Annotated in this window: 6 protein-coding genes; 3 read left to right on the top strand and 3 right to left on the bottom strand. The window is 70.7% G+C overall.

Annotated elements, in window-relative coordinates; translation table 11 throughout:
• The first annotated feature begins 235 nt into the window (after positions 1-235).
• The 3 genes from ACWGJB_RS42690 to ACWGJB_RS42680 are packed head-to-tail and all read left to right on the top strand — an operon-like array spanning position 236 to position 4088.
• Complete coding sequence (locus ACWGJB_RS42690) at positions 236-1759, top strand: alpha-N-arabinofuranosidase (RefSeq protein ID WP_453385410.1); 1524 nt, start codon at positions 236-238, stop codon at positions 1757-1759.
• A 17-nt stretch (positions 1760-1776) separates the two neighbouring features.
• Positions 1777-3078 (top strand): glycoside hydrolase family 27 protein, encoded by a 1302-nt coding sequence (locus tag ACWGJB_RS42685; protein WP_453385409.1) that lies wholly within the window; start codon positions 1777-1779, stop codon positions 3076-3078.
• A gap of 2 nt (positions 3079-3080) precedes the next feature.
• A complete protein-coding gene (locus ACWGJB_RS42680) occupies positions 3081-4088 on the top strand; it encodes a LacI family DNA-binding transcriptional regulator (RefSeq protein WP_453385408.1) in 1008 nt (335 codons plus the stop codon).
• 37 nt (positions 4089-4125) lie between these two features.
• Here the strand turns inward: ACWGJB_RS42680 and ACWGJB_RS42675 are convergent, their stop codons facing one another.
• The 3 genes from ACWGJB_RS42675 to ACWGJB_RS42665 form a co-directional block, all read right to left on the bottom strand.
• Complete coding sequence (locus tag ACWGJB_RS42675) at positions 4126-4434, bottom strand: cytochrome P450 (protein ID WP_453385407.1); 309 nt, start codon at positions 4432-4434, stop codon at positions 4126-4128.
• A 62-nt stretch (positions 4435-4496) separates the two neighbouring features.
• Positions 4497-5186 (bottom strand): class F sortase, encoded by a 690-nt coding sequence (locus ACWGJB_RS42670; RefSeq protein WP_453385406.1) that lies wholly within the window; start codon positions 5184-5186, stop codon positions 4497-4499.
• Positions 5187-5285: 99 nt separating this feature from the next.
• Positions 5286-5924, bottom strand: a complete 639-nt coding sequence (locus ACWGJB_RS42665; protein ID WP_453385405.1) for a hypothetical protein — start codon at positions 5922-5924, stop codon at positions 5286-5288.
• Positions 5925-6000 lie beyond the last annotated feature (76 nt).

Raw genomic sequence — 6000 nt, 5'->3', positions numbered from 1 at the left:
ACACAAAATACCCTCCACCTTTTTTGTTTTTTTTTTTGTGTGTTTTTTTTTTTTTTAAACCACCCGGGTGAAAACTTCCGGGGGGGGGGTTTTTTGGTGCCGCCGTTCGTCATTCCCGCCCCGTGCACCACCCTTGACGCGCCCACGCCCCGATGGCAGCTTTTTATCGATACAAACGCTTTCCGAACGTCGTTCGAGATATCGACCAATCGGCCTCCCGGACAGGAGTACCCGCGTGCCCACCGCCACCGCGATCATCAACCTCGACATCGCAGGCCCGACCATCAGCCGCCACCTCTACGGCCACTTCGCCGAGCACCTCGGCCGCTGCATCTACGGCGGATTCTGGGTCGGCGAGGACTCCCCCGTCCCCCACCAGGGCGGCATCCGCCTCGACGTCGTGGACGCGCTGCGCGCCCTGGACATCCCCAACCTCCGCTGGCCCGGCGGCTGTTTCGCCGACGAGTACCACTGGCGGGACGGCGTCGGCCCGCGCGAGCAGCGACCCCGGATGGTGAACACGCACTGGGGCAACGTCGAGGAGAACAACCACTTCGGCACCCACGAGTTCATGGCCCTGTGCGAACTCCTCGGTGCCGAGCCCTACATCAGCGGCAACGTCGGCTCGGGCACCGTCCGTGAGATGAGCGAGTGGGTCGAGTACCTCACCCGGGACGGCGACAGCCCGATGGTGCGGCTGCGCAAGGAGAACGGCCGCGCGGAGCCGTGGAAGGTCAGGTTCTGGGGCATCGGCAACGAGACCTGGGGCTGCGGCGGCAACATGCGCGCCGAGTACTCCGCCGACCTGGCCCGCCAGTACGCCACCTACTGCCGCGACCACGGCGACAACAAGCTCTACCGCATCGCCTCGGGCGCCTCCGACGCCGACTACAAGTGGACCGAGACCCTGATGCAGCAGATCAGCTGCTTCGGCTGCGAGGCCACCCCGAAGAACTTCTTCCAGGGCCTGTCCGTGCACCACTACACGCTCTCCGGACCCTGGGAGGCCAAGGGCAGCGCCACCGACTTCGGCACCGACGACTACTACCGCACGATGCTGTCGGCCCGCCGTATCGACCGCATCCTCACCGGCCACTCCACGGTCATGGACGTCTACGACCCGGGCCGCACGGTGGGCCTGGTCCTCGACGAGTGGGGCACCTGGTGGGACGTGGAGCCCGGCACCGACCCCGGCTTCCTCTTCCAGCAGAACACCCTGCGCGACGCGCTGGTGGCGAGCACCCACTTCGACATCTTCCACAAGCACGCCGCCCGCCTGCACATGGCCAACATCGCCCAGACCGTCAACGTGCTCCAGGCCATGCTCCTCACCGACGGCGACGCCCTGGTCCTGACCCCCAGCTACCACGTCTTCGAGATGAACAAGGGCCACCAGGACGCGACGTCGCTACCGGTGCACCTGCGCGGCGAGGACACCCGGCGCCGGGTCGGGGACGCCGAACTCGACACCCTCTCCGCCTCGGCCAGCGTCAAAGACGGCACGGTCCTGATCTCGCTGAGCAATCTCGACGCCGAGGAACCCGCCGAGATCACCCTCGACCTGCGCGGCGGCACCCTCGGCGAGCCGACCGCCCGGGTCCTCACGGCCGACAGGCTCCAGGCCCACAACTCACCGCAGAGCGCGACAGCCGTTGCTCCGCGGGCATTCGAGGACCTCACCGCGACCTCTCACGGCCTGCGGCTCTCCCTCCCGCCGCACTCGTTCGTCACCGTCCAGGCCGCCCTGCACCAGCACTGACCCCCAGGAGTGCGCACATGACCCGATCCGCACGCCCCCTGCCCCCGCGGCACCTGCGGCCGCCGATGGGCTGGAACAGCTGGGACTGCTACGGCACCACCGTCACCGAGGAAGAGGTCCTCGCCAACGCGGAGTTCATGCGCGAGCACCTGCTGCAGTACGGCTGGGACACCGTCGTCGTGGACATCCAGTGGTACGACCCCACCGCGCGGGCCCACGGCTACAACCCGGACGCCCCGCTCGTCCTCGACGGGTACGGCCTCCAGCTCCCCGCACCGAACAGGTTCCCGTCCGCCGCCGCCGGGGCCGGGTTCGGTCCGCTGGCCGAGCAGGTGCACAGCATGGGCCTGCGGTTCGGGCTGCACATCATGCGGGGCATCCCCCGGCGCGCGGTCGAGGCCGAACTCCCGGTGCTCGGGACGGAGTTCACGGCCGCCGACGTGGCCGACACCGACTCCGTGTGCCCCTGGAACTCCGACAACCACGGCCTGGACCACGACCACCCCGGCGCCCAGGCCTACTACGACTCCCAGGTCGCCCAGTTCGCCGCGTGGGGCGTCGACTTCGTCAAGGCCGACGACATGCTCTTCCCCTACCATGAGCGGGAGATCGCCGCCTACGCCCTGGCCGTCGAGCGCAGCGGCCGGCCGATCGAGCTGAGCCTCTCCCCCGGCACGGACATGTCCCTCGCGCGCCTCGACCACCTGCGGGAGCACGCCACCATGTGGCGGGTCTGCGACGACCTGTGGGACCGCTGGGCGGACGTCGAGGCCCAGTTCGCGCGGATGGCCCGCTGGGCCCCCTGGCAGGGCCGACAGGGCTGGGCGGACGCCGACATGCTGCCGCTGGGCCGCATCGGCATCCGCGCGGAGCGCGGCGCGGACCGACAGTCGGCCCTCACCCGCCCCGAGCAGACCAGCCTGCTCACCCTCTGGCTGATCTCCCGCTCACCGCTGATGATGGGCGGCGACCTGCCCACCAGCCCGCCGGAGACCATCGAGCTGCTCACCAACGACGAGGCGCTCGACGTCCTGTGGCACAGCACCGGAAACCGGGAGGTGCTGCGCGAGCGGGACCTGGTGCTGTGGACCGCCGGGGACACCGACGGCCGCTCCCGGTACGCGGCGGTGTTCTCGCTGGCGGACGAGGAGCGCCGGTTCGAGGTGCCGCTGGGGTCGATCGGGGCCGAACCCCGCGACCGGGTCCGGGAGGTCTGGACCCGCACCGACACCGCCCACGACGGCCGGCGCCTGGCCGTCGAACTGCCCGCCCACGGCGCCGCCCTCTATCGTCTTGCCGAGGACGGCAGGCGGGAGTGAACGTGGCGACGATCCAGGACGTGGCGAAGGCGGCCGGAGTCTCGGCGATGACCGTCTCCAACGTGATCAACGGCCACCCCAACGTCCGCCCGGCCACCCGGGACCGCGTCCTGGAGGCGATGACCCGGCTCGACTACCGGGTCAACGTTGCCGCCCGCAATCTGCGCAAGGGCCGTACCGGGACGATCTGCCTGGCGGTCCCCGAGATCAACCGCCCGTACTACGGCCGGCTGGCCGCCTCGGTCATCGCGGCGGCCGACCGGCACGGCCTCGGGGTGAGCATCGAGCAGACCGGGGCCCGCCGGGAGAACGAGCTGGCGGCCCTCTCCCTGTCCCGTAACCGGCTCTACGACGGACTCATCCTCAGCACCGTCGGGATGGGGCCGGCCGATCTCGAGGCGCTGGAGGTCGACCATCCGGTGGTGATCCTGGGCGAGCGGATCTTCGGCGGGCCCGTCGACCATGTCGCCATGCCGAACGAGGCGGCCTCGGAGGCGGCGACCCGCCATCTCGTCGAGCGGGGCTGCCGGCGGATCGCCCTGGTGTGCGGGCGCCTGGGCAGCGAGGCCGACGTGTCGAGCCTGCGGCACGCCGGATATCTGCGGGCGCTGGCGGCCGCGGGGCTGTCGGCCGACCCGGAACTGCTGGTCACCGCCGAGTCGCTCACCATGCAGGAGGCCGCCCGTCGCGTCCGGGAGCGGCTGGCGGACGGCCTCGATGTCGACGGGGTGTTCTGCGTGACGGACACGGTGGCCATGGGCGTACTGCGCGCGCTCGCCGACGCCGGGCTCCGGGTGCCGGAGCGGGTCAAGGTGATCGGCTTCGACAACGTCGACGAGAGCGCGTACCTCGTCCCCTCCCTGTCCACCGTCGACCCGGACCACGACCTGATGGCCGAACGCGCGGTCGACCTGCTGGCGGCACGCATCGACCGGGCCGGGCCCGGGCCGGAGCGGGAGGAGTTCATCGGCCCCTTCCGCCTGGTGGTACGGGAGTCGACGGGCGGCTGAACCACTCAACCGCCCGCAGCCGGCGCCCGTACCGTGCTCACCGGGCCTCGGCGCGCGGCTCTGCGGTGCTCAACGGGGCCACGGCGCGTGGCCGTTGGCGAAGCGCTTCCTTGATCACACGGTCCGGGCAGGGCAGCCGGGTGACGTCCTTGAAGGCCACCGGCCGGTCGCCCAGCAGCTCGTCGAGTTCGGCGAGGGCCCGGGACTCGATCTCCGGGTTGCGGGCGACCTCGTACAGGCCCCGTGACAGTTCGGACGCCGTGGTCTCGGTGCCCGCCACGGCCAGGGTGAGGATCTCCGAGCAGATCCGGTCCTCGGTCAGCACGGCGATCATGACCTCGCTCACGGCTGCCCACTTCCGACCATGGCTCAATCTCTGTCGCCCGACACGCGATCACGCGTTCGATATCAGACGAGGTGGCCGAAGACGACCAGGTTCTCCGTGTAGTCCTTCACGTCGTGGTCGTAGTCGCCGGCGCAGGTGATCAGGCGCACCTCCGGACGGCGGGTGTCCGCGTAGACGCGTTCGCTGGGGAAGTCGTCCTTCGCGAAGGTGTCGGCGCTGTCGACCACGAAGTCCGCCTCCGTGCCGTCGGCCCGGAGCACCGAGAAGCCGTCGCCGGGCGCCAGTTCGTCCAGCCGGACGAAGACAGCGGCCGAGATCTTGGTGTCGACGTGCCCGGCGATGATCGCGGTGCCCGCCTCGCCGGGCGCAGGGCCCTCGGCGTACCAGCCGACGAGATTGGTGTCGGCGGCGGGCGGCGGCTGGAGCTGGCCCGAGGGGGCGAGGGTGAGAGTGGTGAAGGGGGCGTCGACAGCGATCTTCGGGATGAGCAGACGGGTCGGCGCGGACCGGGACAGTGCCTCGCCGGCCCCGCGCGCACCGCCCGAGGGGGCGGCGTCCGCACTCTCGGCCGGCATGCTGCCCGAGGGGTCGGAGGCTTTGCCGTGTCCGAAGAGCATCGCCACGGCCAGGAGCAGGACGGCCATGCCCCACACGGGCAGCCGTCCGGCGCGCCGGGTGCCGTCCGGGTCCTCGGGATCAGGGGCCGCGGGGGCGGGGCCGTCGGGGTTCGGGCAGGAGGTGCCAGCTGCCATCGGAGATCACCTTTCTGGGCACGGCAGCGGGAGGGGGGAACGGGGCCGCGGCCGCGTCCATGACGGTCGGCGGCCGCGGCTCCCGTATACGCAAGCCCGTCAGGACACGGACCCGGCGTTGTTCCTGCGCCGCAGGGCGTAGGCGCCGGCGGCCGCCACACCGAGGACGGCCAGCCCGCCGGTCGTCACCCCGGCCGTGGCGAGCCCGCCGCCACCGGTGTGCATACCGCCGTGCGGCTTCTCATTGTCCTCGTCGTCGCCCCACGAGCCGCCCTGGTCCCGGCCCTGACCGCTCCCCTTGTCACCCTTGTCACCGCTGTCCCCCCTATTACCCTTGCCTCCCTGGTCGTCGCCCTTGCTTCCCTGGTCGTCGCCCTTGCTTCCCTGGTCGTCTCCCTTGCTTCCCTGGTCGTCGCCCTTGCTTCCCTGGTCGTCGCTCTTGCCCCCCTGGTCGTCGCCCTTGTCCTTGTAGGTCTCGGGATCGAACTTGCTGTCGTTGCCGCTGTCCGAGTCCCATTCGCTGGTCAGCTTCGCCGCGGCGAGGACTCCGCCGCCCGTGTGCATACCGCCACTCGGCCCTTCGTGGCTGCTGTTGTCGTTGTGCTCCTTGCTGTAGGAAGAGTCGTCACGGCCTCCGTTGTCCCAGTCCCCCGCGACCGCGGCCTGAGCGCCGGGTGCCGCGAAGGCGAGGGCTGCGGTGGCTGCCGTCGTCGCGAGGATCATGCGGGCAGAACGCATCTCGATGTCCTTCCGCCGTGGCCGGGCAGCGGATACTCCATCGGCTGATACGACCCGGCCCCGACATGAACCACCG

Source organism: Streptomyces sp. NPDC054813 (assembly GCF_053611365.1).
The sequence above is the reverse complement of the archived record's forward strand: the minus strand, read 5'-3'. Positions and strand labels throughout refer to the sequence as shown.

Coding starts and splice junctions, on each gene's coding strand:
- ACWGJB_RS42670 (WP_453385406.1), bottom strand. CDS start 5,186: ATGGCAGCTGGCACCTCCTGCCCGAACCCCGACGGCCCCGCCCCCGCG.
- ACWGJB_RS42685 (WP_453385409.1), top strand. CDS start 1,777: ATGACCCGATCCGCACGCCCCCTGCCCCCGCGGCACCTGCGGCCGCCG.
- ACWGJB_RS42665 (WP_453385405.1), bottom strand. CDS start 5,924: ATGCGTTCTGCCCGCATGATCCTCGCGACGACGGCAGCCACCGCAGCC.